This window comes from Cohnella sp. CFH 77786 (assembly GCF_019400745.1).
Lineage (GTDB): Bacteria > Bacillota > Bacilli > Paenibacillales > Paenibacillaceae > Cohnella.
Genome location: NZ_WJIB01000004.1, coordinates 216,525 through 234,805 on the forward strand (window position 1 = coordinate 216,525; position 18,281 = coordinate 234,805).

18 protein-coding genes are annotated in these 18,281 nt (G+C 57.9%); 5 read left to right on the forward strand and 13 right to left on the reverse strand.

From position 1 onward, the window contains the following. Positions 1-79 precede the first annotated feature (79 nt). The 3 genes from GE107_RS08165 to GE107_RS08175 form a co-directional block, all read right to left on the reverse strand. Positions 80-1,306, reverse strand: a complete 1,227-nt coding sequence (locus GE107_RS08165; protein ID WP_219639197.1) for an MFS transporter — start codon at positions 1,304-1,306, stop codon at positions 80-82. An 88-nt stretch (positions 1,307-1,394) separates the two neighbouring features. Continuing rightward, positions 1,395-3,269 carry an ABC transporter ATP-binding protein gene (locus tag GE107_RS08170; RefSeq protein WP_219639198.1) on the reverse strand — a complete coding sequence of 625 codons (1,875 nt, stop codon included), beginning with the start codon at positions 3,267-3,269 and terminating at the stop codon, positions 1,395-1,397. Further along, entirely contained in the window at positions 3,250-4,998 is a 1,749-nt protein-coding gene (locus tag GE107_RS08175; protein WP_219639199.1) for an ABC transporter ATP-binding protein, read from the reverse strand. The genes GE107_RS08170 and GE107_RS08175 overlap by 20 nt, the downstream gene beginning before the upstream one ends. Before the next feature lie 318 nt (positions 4,999-5,316). Here GE107_RS08175 and GE107_RS08180 point away from each other — a divergent pair, with 318 nt between their 5' ends. The 3 genes from GE107_RS08180 to GE107_RS08190 are packed head-to-tail and all read left to right on the forward strand — an operon-like array spanning position 5,317 to position 7,640. Next, positions 5,317-6,015: a futalosine hydrolase gene (locus GE107_RS08180; RefSeq protein WP_370636310.1), complete on the forward strand. Its 699-nt coding sequence runs from the start codon at positions 5,317-5,319 to the stop codon at positions 6,013-6,015. A gap of 4 nt (positions 6,016-6,019) precedes the next feature. Next, a complete protein-coding gene (locus GE107_RS08185; protein WP_219639200.1) occupies positions 6,020-6,859 on the forward strand; it encodes a 1,4-dihydroxy-6-naphtoate synthase in 840 nt (279 codons plus the stop codon). Between the two features lie 37 nt (positions 6,860-6,896). Beyond that, a complete protein-coding gene (locus tag GE107_RS08190; protein ID WP_219639375.1) occupies positions 6,897-7,640 on the forward strand; it encodes a peptidylprolyl isomerase in 744 nt (247 codons plus the stop codon). A 168-nt stretch (positions 7,641-7,808) separates the two neighbouring features. Here the strand turns inward: GE107_RS08190 and GE107_RS08195 are convergent, their stop codons facing one another. Genes GE107_RS08195 through GE107_RS08205 form a run of 3 tightly spaced genes read right to left on the reverse strand, consistent with a single transcriptional unit; the run spans position 7,809 to position 9,376 of the window. Beyond that, a complete protein-coding gene (locus tag GE107_RS08195) occupies positions 7,809-8,603 on the reverse strand; it encodes a GNAT family N-acetyltransferase (protein ID WP_219639201.1) in 795 nt (264 codons plus the stop codon). Between the two features lie 13 nt (positions 8,604-8,616). Then, positions 8,617-8,958: an ArsR/SmtB family transcription factor gene (locus tag GE107_RS08200; protein WP_219639202.1), complete on the reverse strand. Its 342-nt coding sequence runs from the start codon at positions 8,956-8,958 to the stop codon at positions 8,617-8,619. Position 8,959: 1 nt separating this feature from the next. Continuing rightward, positions 8,960-9,376 carry an SRPBCC family protein gene (locus GE107_RS08205; RefSeq protein WP_219639203.1) on the reverse strand — a complete coding sequence of 139 codons (417 nt, stop codon included), beginning with the start codon at positions 9,374-9,376 and terminating at the stop codon, positions 8,960-8,962. Between the two features lie 337 nt (positions 9,377-9,713). Here GE107_RS08205 and GE107_RS08210 point away from each other — a divergent pair, with 337 nt between their 5' ends. Then, entirely contained in the window at positions 9,714-10,727 is a 1,014-nt protein-coding gene (locus GE107_RS08210; RefSeq protein WP_219639204.1) for an LLM class flavin-dependent oxidoreductase, read from the forward strand. A gap of 549 nt (positions 10,728-11,276) precedes the next feature. Here GE107_RS08210 and GE107_RS08215 read toward each other — a convergent pair. The 3 genes from GE107_RS08215 to desA form a co-directional block, all read right to left on the reverse strand. Beyond that, complete coding sequence (locus GE107_RS08215) at positions 11,277-12,056, reverse strand: DODA-type extradiol aromatic ring-opening family dioxygenase (RefSeq protein ID WP_219639205.1); 780 nt, start codon at positions 12,054-12,056, stop codon at positions 11,277-11,279. Positions 12,057-12,124: 68 nt separating this feature from the next. Then, positions 12,125-12,559, reverse strand: a complete 435-nt coding sequence (locus GE107_RS08220; protein ID WP_219639206.1) for a ferritin family protein — start codon at positions 12,557-12,559, stop codon at positions 12,125-12,127. 126 nt (positions 12,560-12,685) lie between these two features. Continuing rightward, positions 12,686-13,699 carry a Delta(5) desaturase DesA gene (gene desA / locus GE107_RS08225; RefSeq protein ID WP_219639207.1) on the reverse strand — a complete coding sequence of 338 codons (1,014 nt, stop codon included), beginning with the start codon at positions 13,697-13,699 and terminating at the stop codon, positions 12,686-12,688. 266 nt (positions 13,700-13,965) lie between these two features. Here desA and GE107_RS08230 point away from each other — a divergent pair, with 266 nt between their 5' ends. Continuing rightward, positions 13,966-15,330, forward strand: a complete 1,365-nt coding sequence (locus tag GE107_RS08230) for a cytochrome P450 (RefSeq protein WP_219639208.1) — start codon at positions 13,966-13,968, stop codon at positions 15,328-15,330. A gap of 363 nt (positions 15,331-15,693) precedes the next feature. Here the strand turns inward: GE107_RS08230 and GE107_RS08235 are convergent, their stop codons facing one another. From GE107_RS08235 to GE107_RS08250, 4 genes are all read right to left on the reverse strand, one after another. After that, a complete protein-coding gene (locus GE107_RS08235) occupies positions 15,694-16,242 on the reverse strand; it encodes an RNA 2'-phosphotransferase (protein ID WP_219639209.1) in 549 nt (182 codons plus the stop codon). Positions 16,243-16,267: 25 nt separating this feature from the next. Next, a complete protein-coding gene (locus GE107_RS08240; RefSeq protein WP_219639210.1) occupies positions 16,268-16,852 on the reverse strand; it encodes a hypothetical protein in 585 nt (194 codons plus the stop codon). A 202-nt stretch (positions 16,853-17,054) separates the two neighbouring features. Then, positions 17,055-17,243, reverse strand: a complete 189-nt coding sequence (locus tag GE107_RS08245) for an RHS repeat domain-containing protein (protein ID WP_219639211.1) — start codon at positions 17,241-17,243, stop codon at positions 17,055-17,057. A 698-nt stretch (positions 17,244-17,941) separates the two neighbouring features. After that, positions 17,942-18,262 (reverse strand): hypothetical protein, encoded by a 321-nt coding sequence (locus tag GE107_RS08250; RefSeq protein WP_219639212.1) that lies wholly within the window; start codon positions 18,260-18,262, stop codon positions 17,942-17,944. Positions 18,263-18,281 lie beyond the last annotated feature (19 nt).

An 18,281-nucleotide genomic window follows, 5' to 3' on the forward strand; every position in this document is an offset into this window, starting at 1 on the left:
AAAACGGATGTTATACTTTCTGAATCACGCAAAAAAGCGCCTTCGCGGACGGCCGCGGAGGCGCTTTGCCATGCCAAGGTTATCCCTGCTTCAAACGGGGAGCGAGCCGACCCCGCATGAACAGCCAGCTCAGCATCGGGGCGCTGCCGATCAGCAGCATCATCCAATTGATGACCATGGGCGCCTTGCTGATGCTCAACGTGACGATGAATACCGTCATCCCGACGATTCTCCCCGCGTTGAGCGAGAGCTCCCGCAGCACCACGTACTCCGCCCGCTGCCGGACGCTCTGTTCGTTCGTGCCGATCAGATCGAACACCGAGGACGTCATCGGGATCGTGAAGAACGGGATGAACAGCGAAGTGCCGATGCCGAAGACGAGCAGCGTCGTGAAGTTCACGCCGAAGAAGAAAGGCAGGATCACGAGGGTCATCGCCACCGTGCCGACCAGCATGCCGATTCTCCGCCAGCGCGGCTTCAGCCATCGGCCGACGGCGTAGAAGGTGACGAACGCGACGATCTGCGTGATCGACGAATAGTTTCCGAGCTTCATTTCGCTGCCGGTGTGAATGTAGACGAGCAGCCCGATCATGACGCCGAAGACGGTCTCGCGGAAGCCTTGGGCGATCAGCGCCCCGATGACCGGACGCCACGGACTGTCCGGAATCCGCCAGATTCGCACGGGCAACCCCCATTCGTACCGGCCCTCCATCTTTCGGTTATGCAGCAGGAAACTGACCAATACCCCCGCCACGAAAACGCCGAGCGATACCATGAACATGATTCGGTACCCGCGCTCCCCCGACATATGGGAGATCAAATAGCCGGAGGCCCAAGGAGCCGCCATGCCGACGAGGGAACCGGTCACCCCGGTAAGTCCGTTGAATTTATCGCGGTTGCGGGCATCCGTCGCTTCGAAATAGACCACGTTGAAACCGAGCCAGAACATGCCGACCGCAATCCCCTGCACCATGCCGAGAAGCCAGACATAATGGGCGGCCCCCTTGCCCAGCAGCAGCACGATCCCGTAAAAACACGCCGACACCGCGATTCCGATCCGCAAGCACGTGCCGCTCCGCCCCCGTTTGGCCCAACAGCCCCCCACCCAGAAGGTGATCGCCATGAAAACGTGGGTGAGCAGCGTAAACCAGCCGAGAAGCACGAAGTTATGCGTCGCTTTCCATATGTAGATACCCAGGAACGTCCCGGATATCATGGTCGCCGTTACGAATAGTCCGTTCACCAGCAGCAAAAGCCGGGTCTGGCCGTCGAGCCGCCCGTTGCCGGAAGTATTGCCTAAGGGCATGCGGCCTGTCTCCTTTGCTAGGACTGTAAGAGCGGTGCCGGTTTCCATCCGAACACCGTCTTACTCTGCCCAAAAAAGGAGACCTCGATTAGTGCCCGGCGGCCGATTCGAGATGGCCGAACTGGTTCATGAACATGCCGTAGTATACGCCTTGGCGGGCCATCAGCTCATCGTGGCTGCCTTGCTCGACGATTTGCCCCTGATCGATGACCATGATGCGGTCCGCCTCGCGGATCGTGTTCAGCCTGTGGGCGATAATGAAGGACGTCCGCCCTTTCATCGCCTGCAGCAGGGCTTCCTGGATCTGCAGCTCCGTCCGGGTGTCGATGCTGCTCGTCGCTTCGTCCAGGATCAGAATCGAAGGCTTGGCCAGAAATACCCGCGCGATGGCCAGCAGCTGGCGCTGGCCTTGGCTGAGATTGCCCCCGTTCTCCGAGAGCACCGTGTCGTAGCCGTTCGGCAGCCTGCGGATGAACGCCTCCGCGCCCGCCATCGAGGCGGCCTCCCGAATTTCCCCGTCCGTCGCGTCCGGCTTGCCGTAGCCGATATTTTCCTTGATCGTGCCCGAAAACAAATACGTGTCCTGCAGCACGATCCCGAAGCAGCGCCTAAGGCTGTCCAGCGTATAGTCGCGGATATCCCTGCCGTCGATTCGGATAGAGCCCCCGGTCACGTCGTAGAAACGCGTCAGCAGGTTCACGATCGTCGTCTTGCCCGCGCCGGTCGGACCGACGAGCGCCGTGCTGCTGCCGGCCGGCGCCTCGAAGCTGATGTCGCGCAGGATCGGAACGTCCGGACGGTAGCCGAAGTCGACCCGCTCGAAGCGGACGTGTCCGTCCGGACGGTCGAGCGGCACCGCTTCCGGCCGGTCCGCAGGCTCCTCTTCCTCGTCCAGCACCTCGAACACCCGCTCCGCCCCCGCGATGCCGGATTGGAGCAGGTTGAAGGTGTTAGCCAAATCATTGAGGGGCCGCACGAACTGACGCGAGTAGCTCAGGAAGCTGGCGATCACGCCGACGGTGATGAGGCTTTCCACGGCCAGCCAAGCCCCGGTGATCGCGATGGCGGCGAACCCGAGGTTGCCGATCACGTTCATGATGGGCATGAGGAAGCCGGAGCGGATTTGCGCCTGGATGCCTACCCGGCACAATTCCTCGTTGATGGCGTCGAACTCGCGGATGACCTCCTGTTCCCGGTTAAACGCCTTGACGATGTGGATGCCGGAAATCGTCTCCTCCACGTGGCCGTTTAACACCCCAAGGCGGACCTGCTGCTCCTTGAAGAGAGGCCCGGTCTTGCGCGCGATCGTCTTCGTGAGCAGAAACACCGCAGGAACCGTAATCAGGCTCGCCAGCGTCAGAAGCGGGCTCAAATAGAGCATCATGGCGAGCGCGCCCAGGATGGAGATCGAGCCGGTCATCGCCTGCACGACGGCTTGCGCCACCGTCGTGCTGACGTTGTCGATGTCGTTGGAAAGCCGGCTCATCAATTCCCCGTGGGAACGCGTGTCGAAGAAGCGGAGCGGAAGCTTCTGGATTTTGGCGAACAGCGCGCGCCGCAGGCTCATGACCATCCGCTGCGACACGCCCGCCATCAGCCAGCCTTGCGCGAACGTGAGCGCCCCGTCGGTCGCATACGCAGACACAAGCGCGATCAGGGCGATTTCCAATCGGGTGAAATCGACGTAGCCGCCTTCGGGCGACATGGAATCGATGGCGACGCCGATCAAGTAGGGCCCGGCCAGCGTAATCGCGGAGTCGGCGAGCACCATGGCGAAGATGAACGCCAGCAGCGCCTTTTCCTTGCCGAAATAAGACCACAGACGCCGCAGCGTCGTTTTCCAATCCTTGGGCTTGGCAACGGGACCTCCGCGTCCGGGATGACCCCCGCCGAAACCGCCGATGCCCGGTCCGGCGGCGGGTCTTGCGCTTGCAGCGGACGGATTATTGGGCGCTTGGGACATCCGCCTTCGCCTCCTTCCCGATCTGCGATCGGAAAATTTCCTGATATGCGCGGCAGCTCTCGAGCAGTCGTTCGTGCGAGCCGATCCCCGAGATTCGCCCGTCGTCCAGCACGACGATCCGGTCGGCGTCGATGACGGAGGTGATGCGCTGGGCGATCACCAGGCAGGTGATCCCTTGCGCGTACGCCTTGAGCGCCTCCTTGATCCGGGTTTCCGTCGCCGTGTCCACCGCGCTCGTGCTGTCGTCCAGGATCAAGATGTCCGGCTTGCGGACGAGCGCCCGGGCGATCGAGAGCCGCTGCTTCTGGCCTCCGGAGAGGTTGACTCCTCCTTGTCCGAGCCGCGCCGCGTACCCTTCGGGGAAGGACAGGACGAACGGCTCCGCCTGGGCCATTCGGGCGGCTTCCGCAATCTCTTCCATGGAGGCGTCTTCTTTGCCCCACCGGATATTGTTCTCGATCGTCCCGGTGAACAGGACGGATTTCTGGGGCACGACGGCGATTTTCCGCCTCAGGAGGCTGGGGTCGAGCGTCCTGACGTCCACGCCGTCGATGAGGACCGTGCCGGACGTCGCATCGTAGAACCGGGGGATGAGGCTGACCAGCGTCGTTTTGCCCGCCCCCGTGGAACCGATAATCCCGATCGTTTCCCCCGGCATGCAGGCGAAAGAAACGTCGCGCAGCACCGGATCCCCGGACGCCCCCTCATAGGAGAAGGTGACCCGGTCGAACTCGATTTTGGCAGCGTTCCCGGCGCGGTTGCCGGACGGCGGCGCCTGCTCCATCCGGCCGTTTTCCGCGAACACCTCTCCGATCCGCTCCGCCGAAGCTTTCGCTCGGACGAACATGTTGAACACGAACGAAATCATGAGCAGCGAGAACAAGATCTGCGTCATGTAATGAATGAACGCGAGAATGTCCCCGACCTGCATCTGCCCGGCGTTCACCCGCTGGCCCCCGAGCCAGAGGATAGCCGCGATGCCGAAGTTGACCGTCAGCATCACGCCGGGACTGAACGTCGCCATCACCCGCGCCGCCGCCGTGGCCCGAAGCCGGTATTCGTCATTCGCGCGCGCGAACTTCTCCGACTCGTGTTCGAACCGGTGAAACGCCTTGACGACGCGCACCCCCGACAAATACTCCCTGGTGGCTCCGTTCATTCGGTCCAGCGCCGCCTGCACCTTCGCGAACAGGGGGAACCCCGTTTTCATGTTGAAAAAGATGAGCAGCCCCACGATCGGGACCACGACGAGCAGCACGACGGCCAACCGGGGATTCAGGTGCACCGCCATGATCAGGCTTCCGATGCAAATGAGCGGCGCTTTGACGAAAATGCGCATGAGTCCGTTCACGAAGTTCTGGACTTGCGTCACGTCGTTGGTAATGCGGGTCATGAGCGACGGCCGTTCGAACTTGTCGATGCTCCCGAACGTGAACGACTGGATGCGCCGGAACAGGTCGGACCGCACGTCCGTGCCGAACCGCTGCGACACCCGGCTGGCGATCAGGTTGCGGATCGTCGCGCCCAGCGCCCCGATCGCGGTCACCAGCAGCATCCAGCCTCCCAGGCGGAGCACCTCGTGAAGATTCCGCTCGGTGACACCGTCGTCGACCATGCGGGCCATGATCGTCGGCAGCAGCAGATCGGAGGCCGATTCGACCATCAGGAAGAAGATAGCGACGCTAAACCACTTGCCGTATTTCCGGATATAGGGATGAAAAATGCGCACCAGACAGCCTCCTTTGACGCAATCTGCGATGGAGTGAAAAAGCGGGAAGAACCGTTCGAATCCCCTGCAAGTTCTAAGATACCGCTGCGCGGGGCAAAAGTCACGGGCACCCCCGTCCCTTTGACAGCGCCTGAAGTTCGCGTTAATTTGGTTAGAGGGATGGATGTCGGATGGATGGCGAGGGACAAGCATCTAGCCGATCGTTACCGGCATGATGCCATCGAACCCGGTCGGATGGAATTGCGTTGGCTCGCGGAAATAAGATGTTCCGGTAACGTTATTAATGAAGCAGACGGCACTAGGAGCGCATTAAGGAGCGTGGAGAAAACGGAGAAGGGGAACGAGCACTTACGAGCGCGTAAGCGGGTACTCATCATGACTGCCGTGGAGGCTGAGCGGCAGGCGGTGCTTCGAGGCCTTCGGGGAGACGCCCGGTTCGAGGTCGACTTGGCAGGCGTAGGACCGGCGCTGGCGGCGGCACGGACCGCGGCCGCGTTGGTTTCGGCGAAGGGCGGCGGAGACGGCGGTTTCGGCTTGGTTGTGAGCGCGGGAATCGGCGGAGGCTTCTCCGGCGCGGCCGAAATCGGAAGCCTGGTCGTGGCGAGCGAAATCGTCGCCGCGGACTTGGGAGCGGAGACGCCGGAGGGGTTTCTGCCGCTGGACGAGCTGGGGTTCGGCTCGGCCCGGACTGCAGTGGATGAGGCGGCGGCCGGAAGGCTGGTCGAAGCGCTGAAGTCGGCCGGACTTCCGGTTCGGTCGGGTCCGGTGCTCACGGTGTCCACGGTGACGGGCACGGCAGCCACGGCGCTGAACCGGGCCGGGCGCTTCCCGGGCGCCGCCGCGGAAGGCATGGAAGGCTACGGCGTGGCCGTCGCCGCAAGCGACCTGGGGGTGCCGGCCCTGGAGCTGCGCGCCATCTCCAATCCCGTCGGCCCCCGCGACCGTTCCGCCTGGCGGATCAAGGAAGCGCTGGAGGCTCTGGAAGCTGCGAGCGCGATTTTACCGGAGGTGCTTTGAGAGGATGAAAATCGCTTTTTCTCCGTGTCCCAACGACACGTTCGTCTTCCACGCCTGGGTGCACGGGCTCATCCCCGGCGCGCCCGAGCTGGACGTCCTCTATGCGGATATCGACGTCACGAACCATCTCGCCGCGGCTCCCGGCGGACCGGACGTGCTGAAAATCTCGTACGCCGCGCTGCCGTGGGTGCTGGACGAGTACCGGCTCATTCCGTGCGGCGGCGCTCTGGGAAGGGGCAACGGACCGCTCGTCCTGACTGCGGGAGAACGGACGGGAATCTCGGGCCCTGCGGCGTTATCCGGGAAGCGGGTGGCCGTCCCGAGCGAGAGGTCGACCGCCTGCCTGCTCTTCCGGTTGTGGGCGGCGCAGCAAGTGCCGGGCGGCTTGGCAGAGGTTATCGTCATGCCGTTCCATGAGATCATGCCGGCCGTGCGCGATGGCAAGATCGACGCCGGTCTCGTCATTCACGAGGCCCGCTTCACCTACCCGAACTACGGGCTGTCGCTGCTGGCCGACATGGGAAGCTGGTGGGAAGCCGACACCGGCCTGCCGATTCCGCTGGGCGCGATCATCGCCCGCCGGAATCTCGACGCGGAGCGGATCGCCTCCTGGACGAGACAATCCGTCGAGTACGCATGGGCGCACCCGGAAGCCTCGAAGGATTATGTCCTGCAGCATGCCCAGGAGATGGATCCCTCGGTGGCTCAGTCGCACATCGATCTCTACGTGAACCAATTCACCGCCGACCTTGGCGAAGAAGGTTATGCCGCGATCGACGCCTTGCTCGGCCGGGCCGCTCGCGAAGGGCTCGTGCCGCCCATTGAACGATCTAGACTGCGGTAGACAACAAGACACCCAAATAAAGGAGTCGATACGAATGATGATCATCCGCAAGCTTCGTTTTCCCATGTTGTTCATTCTTGCGCTTACGCTTGTGACGGCGGCGGGCTGCGGCAAACGCAACGAGACGAACGCCGGCGGCGCTCCGTCTTCCGCTTCCGCGTCGCCGTCCGCTTCCGACTCCCCTGCCGCTTCCCCTTCGCCCTCCGCCTCGCCTTCGGCGTCCGGCGAATCCGCTTACCACTCGGACACCAATCCGGTCGTGACGATCGAGATGGATAACGGCCACATGATCAAACTCGAGCTGTATCCGAAAGTCGCGCCGAACACGGTCAACAATTTTATCTCGCTCATCAAGAAAGGCTTCTATGACGGAACGATTTTCCACCGTGTCATGCCCGGCTTCATGATTCAAGGCGGCGATCCTCAGGGCAACGGCACCGGCGGACCGGGCTACGAGATTAAAGGCGAGTTTACCAACAACGGTTTCCGGAACGACCTGAAGCACACCCGCGGCGTACTCTCGATGGCCCGCAAATCCCAGCCGCTCGACTCGGCGGGCTCCCAATTCTTCATCATGGTGGCCGACGCCCCTTCCCTGGACGGCGATTACGCGGCATTCGGCAGCGTGATCGAGGGCATGGACACGGTGGACGAAATCGTGAACCAGAAAATCGATCCGAACGATCCCGCCGGAACGAGACCCGAGAAGCCGATGGCGATCAAGAAAATGACCGTGGACACCAAAGGCGTGGAGTATAAGGAGCCCGAGGTCATCAAGTAAGTGCGGGCTCACAGCCGTATGCCTCAGCGATTGCCAAACGGAACGTATCAACAAAACAAGGGCCGTCACTCAGGTCAGTCCAACACCTGAGCGATGGCCCCTTATGTATTCCAGCTTGCACCATTCTGCTTTTCCAGCTAACCGGAGTTTGGATTTTCACCGCAGCATCTATCCGGAAGTGATGGAACTCAAATAGCGCCCGATTTGGACCTTATTTTGGAATCCGATATTACGATAAATGCCCTGACCCGCTTGGGAGGCATGCAGAATAACCCGTTCGGCGCCCCTGGATTTCGCCTCCTTAAGCGCATGCAGGGTGATCGCTTTCCCCAAGCCGCGGCCCCTGTAGTCTGCGGACGTCGCGACGAAATAAAGGCCGGCCACTCCGCCCTCTTCGAACATCGTGGCGGTCGACACCGGCCTTCCGTCCAGCCAGGCTACGAAATGCCGAATGGGAGCACCCGTATCGAGCCCGGCGTTCAGAAAGAACCTTTCCAGAGCATCTCTCACTGCATCCGGCAGATTGAAAGCGGGTTGCAGGATTCCGGCCAACGCCTTCACATCGGATGGATGGACGGCCGGCAGGATTTCAAGGGGGGACGGCGGTTCCGCTCCGAGAGGATCCCACTCGCCCAATTCGAGCGCCATCCCCGGCATGCGGCCGATCCTCTGAAATCCTCTCTCCTCCAGTAAGGCCTCTTTGACCTCGCATTCCGGATCGTCCGACCAGGTTAACCATAAGCAAGGTACATTGGCGTTGCGGTATTCAACAGCCGTTTCCTCGATTCGAACGGCGTCTGCGGAGAACTGCAGCACGCGATTCAACATGGGAAACGGAATGTGATGCCGGTGGCGGATTATCCCGCCCCCGCGCATAAATTCCGTATCGGGATCGCAGCGCATAATCGTCTCGAAAAAGTCGACCATATTGCCTCGAATATCTTCTGCCGCGCTTGCTGCCATACTCTCACTCCTATTATGATTCGCCTGTTTCTTCGGATTCTTCTTCCACGTACCGCTTGAGCGCGGCCATCTTGTTCTCCCAGTACCGCTCGAAATAGGAGAGCCACCGCCTAAGCTCCAGCAGCGGATCGGGATCCATCCGGTACCGGGTCTCGCGTCCGACCTTGCGTTCCTTGACGAGCCCGGCTTCAGCCAGAATCCGCAGATGCTTGGAGACCGCCGTCCGGCTCATCGGAAAATGCCCGCTTAGCGCGGTCACGGGCATCTCGCCTTCATCCAGCAGCTTCAGCAGCTTGCGTCGGGTCGGATCGGCGATCGCCTGGAACACGTCGTGCTTAGGAGCCGTCTGCGCCATCTTAGCCTTCTACGTACTGAGCGAGTTTCCGGCCGATGCCGACCCAGCCGCCGGACATTCTCTCGCGCACTTCGGCGTGGGGTTGGCCGAATTCGGTGACCTTTGCCGGATCCCATCCGCCGTGAATCAGCGTAAACTCGGTACGGCTTTCGTCCAGCTCCTTCAACTCGAAAGTCAAAGTCCAATCCTTGCCCCAGCGAAGCGACAGCCGGTTCGGGGGATCGACTTCCGTCACCTTGCAGGGGGATTGCCCGAACGGGCCGGCTTCCAGCAGAAACTCATGCCCTTCCACGGGCTTCACGTCGCCCGGCATGAACCAGGCCGCGAAGCCTTCCGCCGTCGACACGGCGTTCCATACTTTGGCGATCGGGGCTTTCAGGATTTGGGTTTGGCGAATATCGGGCAATGTTTGCGTCATCGGGTATCACAACCTCCGCATCAAGTTTTCAAATTCTGATGGATCGAAAAATGCGAAACCTTTTGGTTTCATTTTGAATTATACGAAACCAAAAGGTTTCATGTCAACCAGCGCCATCTCGGAGGATACGAGGTTCGCTTCCTTTCCCTGCTTCGTCCGATACTTCACCCGAGTTGCCGGCATAACGCCCGAAGCATTCGGGAACCAGCACCGCCATCCGCAGGCGCCCTAAGCGCACGCCCGGCACATGCAAGGAAAGGCCTAAGTTTGCTATGCTAAGGGAACTATTCGATTCATTCCATTCATTCCATTCTCAGCGAACGGGAGGCTGGTGTCCATGGCAGCAGGAATACCACGTATTCCTTTGTCCGTCCTTGATCTTGCTCCTATCGTTGCCGGAGGCACGGCCGCGGATTCGCTCCGCAACACGCTCGATTTGGCCCGTCACGCCGAACGGTTGGGTTACCGCCGCTATTGGCTGGCCGAGCACCACAACATGCCGGGCATCGCCAGCTCGGCCACTTCGGTGGTCATCGGCCATGTCGCGGCCGGCACGGTGAAGATCCGCGTCGGCTCCGGCGGCATCATGCTGCCGAACCATGCCCCGCTCGTGATCGCGGAGCAGTTCGGCACGCTGGAATCGCTGTACCCCGGGCGCATCGACCTCGGGCTGGGCAGAGCCCCGGGCTCGGATATGCGGACCGCCCGCGCGCTTCGCCGTACGCTCGGGACCAGCGGCGACGACTTCCCGGAGCTGCTCGGCGAGCTGCGCGCGTATTTCGATCCGTCGTTCGATCCGTTCACGCCGGGCGTGCGCGCCATTCCAGGCGAAGGCCTGACCATCCCGATCTGGCTGCTCGGCTCCAGCGGATTCAGCGCCCAGCTGGCCGCCCGCCTCGGCTTGCCTTTCGCGTTCGCCAGCCATTTCGCGCCGGATTATTTGCTGCCCGCCCTCGAGCTGTACCGCACCAACTTCCAGCCGTCCAAAACGCTGGATAAGCCGTACGTCATGATCGGGATGAGCGTCATCGCCGCCGAAAAGGAAGAAGAGGCTCGCCGGCTGGCGACCTCTCCTCTGCAGCAGTTTCTGAATATCGTCCGCGGCCAGACCGGCCAGCTCAAACCGCCGGTCGACAGCATGGACGGCCTGTGGACGGAGCAGGAGAAGGCGGCGGTCCACTCGATGCTGCGCTACGCGATCATCGGAGACCGGAATACGATCCTCGAGAAGCTCCCGGCCGTCCTTGAAGAGACGCAAGCGGACGAAATCATCGTGACCGCCCAAATTTACGATCATCAGGCTCGTTTGCGATCTTATGGAATCCTTGCCGAAACCGTGATGGGCGGTTAAGCCCGTTATTGAACGATGCCGCAGCGGATCAATGGCTTTCCCAGAGCTCCGGCCGCTCAAGCAGCTGCCGAATCTTGCGGGCTGTGTCGTGATCCTCCATGGGAAGGTGCACGGCGACTTGGAGTTCCGCCGAATCCGGAAGTTGAAACGTAAGATGCTCGAACGCCAGCACGGCCCGCCAGCGGATGGACGATCCGTTTGCGGCCCTCCGTTGCGTCGCTATTTCGGCGGAATCTCAAGGCAACGCGCGAATTCGTAGCGGTGGAACCCCTATTCCACCGTCTACTTACGCGGACGAAAATTAAACCGGATAACGCGAACGCGAGTAAGGCGAAGCCCAGGAACGGAAACGGGCTGTGCACGGACACGTACCGGATGCCGCAGCCTCCGAGCAGCGGGCCGAGGACGCTGCCTATGCTGAAAGGGATCGAGGCGATCAAGCTTTAGCCGATGAGCACCGGTTCACCCTCCCCCGACAAAACGCAAAAATGAAAAGCGGCTCCGGGAAGCCACTTTTCACAAGTCAACACCCCTATTTCGTTCATGCCCTCATCCGTACTGATAGACGCTGTTCGTGAACGCATCCATCATCAAGCTCAGATGAAGCCGTTTCGAGGTCCGTTCCCGATCCGCCGCGCCCATCGCGTAGAAGATCGGAACGAAGTGCTCCTTCGCCTGCTGAGGGACGGCAACCTTGGCGTAGGGAGCAAGCTCCTCGTACCGGAACAGGGAATCCAGATCCCACTCCGCCATGCGATCCCCCAGCCATTGTTCGAAGCCGAGCGCGAGTGCCTTCACCGCGGCCTTGTCCTGCACGCCGAACAGTCCGAAATTGTGCACGGTCACTCCGCTGCCGATGATCAGCACATCCTTCTCCCGCAGCGGCGCCAGAGACTCTCCGATCCGGTATTGCTCTTCCGGAGTCAGCTCCGGGTTCACCGACATGGCGATGAGAGGAATATCCGCGTCCGGGTAGATCCGGTTCAGAATCGTCCAAGAACCGTGGTCCAGCCCGCGGCTTAGCTCCGCGCGGTTCTCGATCCCGCTGTCGCTCAGCAGCCGCTGAACCTCCCGGGATAGCTCCTTGTCGCCTTTGGCCGGGTACTTCACGCGGTATAGCTCGTCCGGAAAACCCCCGAAATCGTAAATCATCGAATAACTATCGATCTCGCTGACCATCTGGATCCGGCTCTCCCAATGCGCGGAAAACAAAACGATGGCCGCAGGACGCGGAAACGTGCGGCCGAGCTCCTCGAGATACTGCGCGTATTCACTCTGCTCGATCGCGACCATGGGGGAGCCATGCGCGATAAACAACGATGGGATCATTGGGCTCATACCTCCTTGCTCTATTGTTGCCGATCATGTCGCGGATTTGCAAGGGGTCGCCCGAACGGTCAAGAACGCATCAGAAAATACAAAAACCAAACGGCATGGTTCTGCTCATCCGCCGCCGCGCGGCGGAAGGCTTCCTGAACCGTTCGGTCGGCGGATTTATCCGCGGTCTCCAGGTAGAAATCCACCGTTTCCTGTTCGTCCTTATACGCGAAATCCAGTCCTGCCTTATATTCGGCGGGGCACCCTTCGTTCATTGTCGGTGTCGGCTGGCGGCCGCTCAAACGGAAATACAGTTGCGTAAAATGCTGGTAATGCCGGATTTCGTCCTGGCGGATTTCGAGAATCCGTTTCCTCGTTTCCTCATTCGGCGCCAGCTTCGCTAATCTCTCGTAACATGCAATCGCGCTATACTCCCCGTTAATCGCCTTGGCGATATCGTTCAACAAACCCTGATCGGTCGGAAATCGCTCATAAATCGACAGGTAATCGAACATGCGGGAATGAGCCTCCTCTATCGCGCCGCCTTCATGGGCGGGAGCCTGATTTCAAGGTATGCGGATGCATGCAAAAAGGTCCTGCCCCAGGCAGGACCTCCAAGCTGTCGATTCGTACGCGTTGCATCACACCTTGACCCGCTCGGCCGCGAAACGACGCAGCTCCCTGAATCCCATGAAGCTCTTGGTCGCCTCGTTCCAGACCCGGAATCGAAGCGAGCGTAGGCTCGACCACAAGGTGATCGACCGCACTTCCTGCAGCATCGGATTGTGGCGGTGCGCCTCCTCCAGGAAATAGTTGGGAACCCTCGGGCTCAGATGGTGGATGTGATGAAAGCCGATGTTGCCGGTGATCCAATGCAAAAATTTAGGGAGCTTGTAGAACGAACTGCCGTGCATGGCGGCTTTGACATAGTCCCAATTCTCTTCTTGCTCGTAATACGTATCCTCGAATTGATGCTGCACGTAGAACAGCCAAAACCCCGCCGCTCCGGAGAGCAGAAAAATCGGACCTTGCACGAGAAGAAAAGCCTGCCAGCCCAGGGTCATGCATAACGATCCCGCAATGGCCGCGATTCCGAAGTTCGTCAAATACGTGTTCATCCGTTCCTTCCACCCCGCCTGCCGCCGATTGAACCGGTATAAGAAGAGGAAAACGAATGTCGGTCCCAACCCGAACATGATGAAAGGATTGCGGTACAGCCGATATCCCGTCTTCCGCAGCCATGACGATGACAAATACTCTTCCGCCGTCAGGGTCCAAATATCCCCCGTCCCCCGCTTGTCCAGGTTGCCGCTGGTCGCGTGGTGAATCGAATGGCTGTTCCGCCATTGGCGGAACGGAACGCTGGTCATGATGCCGGTAATCGTTCCGACGATCTCGTTTGCGGCTTTGCTTCTGAAGAAAGATTTGTGGCAGCAATCATGGAAAATGATAAAAATCCGGATGAGCAGCCCGGCAGCGGGAACCGTCAGCGCAAGCGTCAGCCAATAGGAGACCGATAGGCTCAGGTAAGCCAAATACCATAGTAGAAAGAAAGGAACGAGCGTATTCACGAGCTGCCAGACGCTGCGGGATACATAGGATTTCTCGAACGGAGCAATGATTTTGCGCCAACCGACCTGATTTTCATGGGACATGCTTAGAATCTACCTCTTTCCGGCTGCATAGGAGTAAACGAATAAGACCAACTCCTATAATACGCGCAAAACGGCAAACGGTTCCTCCATCAAAATAATCCTTCTCCCGCAAGTGGGTATTACGATGCATGACGGAGCGGAAATCGAGATCGCGCAGCCGCTTCATTCATGACAAATCGCATGACTCCGGTAACTAACGGCCATTACAGGAATTGGAATATACTGGTGACATCATCGTTCACATCGAGAGCGAAGGAGTCATGTTCATGCCACAATCGACAACGCTGGCCGAACCGAAGACGGAGCGTCAGCGCACCCTGCTCGGGGGCGATCTGAAAGCATTCCGCCGGGATCCGCTGGCGTTCTTGACCGAGCTGTACCGCCAAGGCGGCAAAACGGCCCCCATCCGGCTCGGTCCGCAGAAGATCACCGTGCTGTTCGATCCCGAGATGATCAAAGAGGTGTTGGTCACCAAGAGCGAATCCTTCATCAAAGGCGCCACGTTCAAGGAAATCGCCCGGTTTGTCGGCGACGGACTCGTCATCAGCGACGGGGAGAAGCACAAGAGGCACCGCCGGATGCTTCAACCCCATTTCACCCGCGCCCACATCCAGCATTACGCCGAACAGATGACCGACATCGCTTCCGCCCATGCGGAACTGTGGAAAGACGGCGAGGAACGCCTATTGACGGAGGACCTCTTCGGCATTACGTTCGACATTATCGCCCGCACGGTGTTCACTTTCGAGTCCGGCGAGGAGTTGATGAAGATCGGCCGCTCCTACTCCTCGATCAACCGGATCGCGACGGAGAAGATGCGCACGCTGTTCAAGCTTCCGCTGTTCGTGCCGACGAAGCGGAACAAAGAGTATTTGGACGCCATCAAGACGCTAGACGAAATCGTCTACACCCTCATTTCACAACGTCGTACCGAAAAGGATACCGCCCACCGGGACCTTCTCTCCGTACTCATGTCCGCCGTGGACGAATCCGACCAATCGGAATTCTCGGACGAACAAGTGCGGGACGAACTGATGACGATGTTCCTGGCGGGCCACGAGACGACGGCCAATACGCTCTCTTGGACGTTCCATTATTTGATTCAGAATCCCGAGGCGGAACGGAAGCTTCGCGAAGAATGGGACCGGGTTCTGGGAGAACGAGACGCAACGGCGGACGATTATCCGCAGCTCACCTATACGCAGAACGTGCTCTGGGAGACGCTTCGGCTGACGCCGGCGGGATATCTGACCGGCCGTACCGCCGCGCATGATGTGATAGTCGGCGATCATCAGTTCCGCAAGGAGGAAATCCTTTTCATCAGCTCGTTCCCGCTTCACCGCAGTTCGGACTATTTCCCCGATCCGCTCGTTTTCCGGCCGGAGAGGTTCGAGAACGAGATGCTGAAGACGATCCCCCAATTCGCCTACTTCCCGTTCGGCGGAGGACCGCGGGCTTGCATCGGCAACCACTACGCCATGCTGGAGATGGTCATGGTCCTGTGCGCGATCGGCCGGCGTTTCCGCTTCCGGCTCGCCCCGAACCACCATGAAATCGTGCCGGAGGCGCTGCTCACCCTTCGGCCGAAAGGCGGTATCCGAGTCATTGCGAATAAGCAGGAGGTGAACTAATTTGCGAAAAAAAAGATACCTCGTCGCGGTTGCAGCGGCGGTCGTTCTGTGTGCCGTTGTTCAAAGTGCGGCAGCTGCGGATATCAGAAATGGAGGACATAACGAGCCGCCTGTCGGCGGTGCAGCCATTGCGAACGGCGGACATAACGATCCACCTACGGGAGGATAAAGTTGCTGCGAGGCAGCCCGAAAGCCGCAGGGAGCGTTGCGCTCTACTGCGGCTTATCGTTGCTTTCTAACGTTCCTGACCTGTCCCCGAAACTGCTGCGCCTGCGCCCCGCGGAGGAGAAATAACCCACCGAGCTTTAGCCTCATGTGCGGCCGAAACGTTGCAGCGGTCTTGAGCATGGGATGAGAATGAATTTACAAGAAGGTATCCACGGAAATAAACTGCGGAGGAACATGGTCTGCCAACAAGATTCGATGATTTCCCTCATAGAAGTGAATCCCTGCACGGTTAGCTTCAGCCGCATTGATTTTAAGGATGACCGGATTCGTATCCTTACGTTTGCCCACCGCTTGCGCGATTTCGATTTCCGTCGAGAGATGCACGTACTGCCTACTCATTGGAAATAACCCTTCACTCATAATGATTTTCTCTAAATTTCTTGAAGTCCCGTGGTACAGCTGCGGGGGTGGTGATGCCGGCGTCTTCATGATTTTTTGAGCAGTAGAATGCCCATAGAGCGCCCTGATTTTCTGGCCGTCGATTTCGTGACGCGTCTTGTCCGAAAGTTGAATCATCGTAACCAGGTGAGAGTGATCCAACGACTCCCACTGCTTATCGGATCGCAATGCCTCGATTAATTGCTCCACGCCTACCCAGCCTTCAGGGTCCAACTCTAACTCATACTCCCAAGGGGCATGCCTTAGTGCGTATGAAACCTCTTTGCTCAATTTTAAGTAGTCCATTTATTCGCGCTCCTGCCGCTTCGACTTATTTCCTAATCATTCTTACGATGAACCTGCTGACATCCCGAATCACTTTCCAGAAAAACAGCAATAAAAAGAAAATCGCAGAGAATACAATGGCGGAGGCACCGAACCGATTCCATATGGACGGTCCGTCGGAGCCGTTGAACACAGGCGGGGATTCGTAATCTCTTAATACTTGTTCTTCGGCGAGCTTTACCCATTTATCAATCTCTTGCTGCGAGACGTTCGGAACCATGGACAGGTCTTTAAACACCTCAACCGAATGCCCAAAGATGATATCCGATTCGAATACCTCCGGATCATTCTTCCTTACGAACGCAACAGCTTCGGTATCCGTCATGGTTTCATCTTGAAAAGAATCCCCGGAAATCGAAACGCCGGATTCATACGTTTGAATCGGATCATTCTCATACTTCTGTATCACCATCTCGTCGACAAGAATCCGTTTGTCAAAATCATCCCACCTGATCTTCGTAATCACATGGCGCAGGATTACCTTGTCATCATCCAGTAAATCCGCGCTTACAGCAGTAGGGCTGAGGAGTAAACAGGCGATAGTGAATAAACATATTTGCAGCTTTTTCATGTAACACCGACCAGTATCTTAATCTCGTAATCTAAAGCTTCTTTAATGACGACATTACTAATGTTTTCAATTTAATCCTTTGGCGCTTACGATCATTTCATCCCATACCTCGTAATACTCATAGAGTTCTTCATCGGAATCTTCCACAAGATTCATTAAGAATGCGTAAGGACTCATTTCGTAACCTGCCAATCCGCCGACGTCATAGCACGTTGCCCGCTTCTTCGTAGGTGAAGGCGTACCACGTTGCGTCGCTGTATTCCTCGCGGGTTTTGCGGTTCATGAAGTCATAGGTATACTTCGTCGTGACGCCGCCCGGCTTCGTCTCCTGGATCACGTTGCCGGTCGGGTCATAGGCGTACGTGAATAGGTTCCGTAGTTCGGCGTTCACTCAGGTCATACGACCTGCCGTACGTAGGTATAACGCATCACTTCACCTACTTTGTTGTACTCAACCGAGGTGCGTCCATCGAAGTCCGGTGGCGGTTCCCTAAGAGGATATAAAAAAAGACCACATGGAGTTGTTATACTCGCATGTGGTTTATACAGCCCCCATTAAAACTCATTTAATCATTTAGTATTAAATATCCAAAACGGACGATCATAAAATCTCTGGTTGTTCCCATTTAAAGAGATTTTCAAAAATCCACTATTCAAGAGTAGGGACACTTATATTTCCACAATCAACATATCTATGGATAGTTTTGTCGATTCTTCGAAGCATTACAAACAAGGGGGGAGGGGCTTTAAATCAATTGACTTTGCCGGAGGCGGTAGTTTTTAAAGATCTTACCTGTCGGTGTCAACCAATGCCTTTAACCCTTACCTTATGGAAACAAACGGCTTGCCCGCTGTTGATTCGTGGCCGCAGGGCGGCTTGCAGCCTTTTTCTACCGTTGCGGACAGGATTCCTGTCATCGGTATTGTGAAGGCTGCAAGCCACTCCTGCGGGGGAATCAACTTGTGGGCAAGCCGTTTGTCTGGGCATAAGGTTAGGTTTAGCATGTTGCGAGAGGCGTAGGCTTTGGGCAAAAAAGAACCACATGGAGTAACACCCGCATGTGGCTTAATGAAATAACTGTTATTGTATTAAAAAAGTGCTAAATGATCATCTTCCACTTCGCCAGTGAGAGAAAACACAATTGAATAGCGACCTGCATACATGTCTTTATAATGCAGTTCCACAGTAATGACAACATGGTTATAGCCTTCCTCGGGCCAATTTGTAATCCTTAAAGCAACGCTATCGACAGATAGTTTCAAGTCACTCTCGTTAAAATCTGGAAACGTTGCTTTGAATTCTTCTTCATGCTCTTTTCGAAAATTATTAAAATAGTTCCAAAAACTCTTTATACTCCTCTCTTCCAAGTTATTCACAAACACAAAATTCTTAAGGCTTTGTATGTCCATATGATCACCTTTCACTTAA

Coding starts and splice junctions, on each gene's coding strand:
- GE107_RS08165 (WP_219639197.1), bottom strand. CDS start 1,306: ATGCCCTTAGGCAATACTTCCGGCAACGGGCGGCTCGACGGCCAGACC.
- GE107_RS08170 (WP_219639198.1), bottom strand. CDS start 3,269: ATGTCCCAAGCGCCCAATAATCCGTCCGCTGCAAGCGCAAGACCCGCC.
- GE107_RS08185 (WP_219639200.1), top strand. CDS start 6,020: ATGAAAATCGCTTTTTCTCCGTGTCCCAACGACACGTTCGTCTTCCAC.
- GE107_RS08190 (WP_219639375.1), top strand. CDS start 6,897: ATGATCATCCGCAAGCTTCGTTTTCCCATGTTGTTCATTCTTGCGCTT.
- GE107_RS08195 (WP_219639201.1), bottom strand. CDS start 8,603: ATGGCAGCAAGCGCGGCAGAAGATATTCGAGGCAATATGGTCGACTTT.
- GE107_RS08200 (WP_219639202.1), bottom strand. CDS start 8,958: ATGGCGCAGACGGCTCCTAAGCACGACGTGTTCCAGGCGATCGCCGAT.
- GE107_RS08205 (WP_219639203.1), bottom strand. CDS start 9,376: ATGACGCAAACATTGCCCGATATTCGCCAAACCCAAATCCTGAAAGCC.
- GE107_RS08210 (WP_219639204.1), top strand. CDS start 9,714: ATGGCAGCAGGAATACCACGTATTCCTTTGTCCGTCCTTGATCTTGCT.
- GE107_RS08215 (WP_219639205.1), bottom strand. CDS start 12,056: ATGATCCCATCGTTGTTTATCGCGCATGGCTCCCCCATGGTCGCGATC.
- GE107_RS08220 (WP_219639206.1), bottom strand. CDS start 12,559: ATGTTCGATTACCTGTCGATTTATGAGCGATTTCCGACCGATCAGGGT.
- desA (WP_219639207.1), bottom strand. CDS start 13,699: ATGTCCCATGAAAATCAGGTCGGTTGGCGCAAAATCATTGCTCCGTTC.
- GE107_RS08230 (WP_219639208.1), top strand. CDS start 13,966: ATGCCACAATCGACAACGCTGGCCGAACCGAAGACGGAGCGTCAGCGC.
- GE107_RS08235 (WP_219639209.1), bottom strand. CDS start 16,242: ATGGACTACTTAAAATTGAGCAAAGAGGTTTCATACGCACTAAGGCAT.
- GE107_RS08240 (WP_219639210.1), bottom strand. CDS start 16,852: ATGAAAAAGCTGCAAATATGTTTATTCACTATCGCCTGTTTACTCCTC.
- GE107_RS08250 (WP_219639212.1), bottom strand. CDS start 18,262: ATGGACATACAAAGCCTTAAGAATTTTGTGTTTGTGAATAACTTGGAA.